The organism is Neisseria sp. P0001.S005, assembly GCF_051963715.1.
The window spans coordinates 1-865 of sequence record NZ_JBQCTZ010000448.1; the positions used below are offsets into that span (position 1 = coordinate 1).

The 865-nt window shown below is 40.5% G+C and carries 1 protein-coding gene and 1 pseudogene; one reads left to right on the forward strand and one right to left on the reverse strand.

Annotation, left to right across the window (positions count from 1 at the left end):
* Window positions 1-63 precede the first annotated feature (63 nt).
* Complete coding sequence (locus ACTHSP_RS20950; protein ID WP_049328664.1) at window positions 64-438, reverse strand: Mth938-like domain-containing protein; 375 nt, start codon at window positions 436-438, stop codon at window positions 64-66.
* 206 nt (window positions 439-644) lie between these two features.
* On the opposite strand from ACTHSP_RS20950, the pseudogene ACTHSP_RS20955 reads away from it, so the two are divergent.
* Window positions 645-865 (forward strand): annotated as a pseudogene (locus ACTHSP_RS20955) (homoserine dehydrogenase); the annotation flags it as partial.

Consider the following 865-nt stretch of genomic DNA (forward strand, 5'->3'; position numbering starts at 1 on the left):
AATTTAACATAATATAAATTATGCGAACTTAGACTAGTGTGATGCAATAGTCTTTTCTACAGATTATGGCCACAACCAAGCCCATGTGCTTCGTCCTTCTCCTTGCAGTAAAACTAAAGTTCGGCAAGCTGAGGCTGTGTTCATGCATTCGAAGCCGATTCCGTAGGCTGATAAGGCTGCAGCAATTTTGGGATGCAGAAATTTTTGTTTTGCTCCTGTACCTATGATAATGACTTCTGGACGGTTTTCTGCTGTTTCAATTGCTGATATAAAAATTTGTTCGTTTAATTCTTCGATGGTTGTTTGAGGAATGATGCTCACTTTGCCATTTTGCCAGCAAATGGGTTCTGAGTATGTTTGTTCACCGATTTGCAATATGCCTTGTGAGGATGAAAAAAATGATGCGGTTTCATCAATATGGTTTTCTGTGATTTTCATGGCAATTCCTGTTTTTATGGTAGAACGATTTTCAGACGGCCTTGGGAAACCTTGCAAAAAAAGGTGCAAAATCAAGCAATATCAGGTAGGATTCAACGTTTGACCTTGTGCATTGATGCTTTGCTCTGAATTTACGATTGCAAGCGATTATAACAAGCCTTGGTTTTTCGTGATTATTTTAAAGTATCGGCTCAAAAGGAGACACAATGAAGCCAGTAAATATCGGTCTTTTAGGTTTGGGTACAGTTGGTGGCGGTACGGCCACTGTATTGCAGGACAACGCTGCGGAAATCAGCCGTCGCTTGGGACGTGAAGTCCGTATTTCTGCTGTTTGTGATTTGAGCGAAGAAAAAGCCAAACAAATTTGCCCGAATGCTGCTTTTATCAAAGATCCGTTTGAGCTGGTTCAACATCAAGATGTTGATGT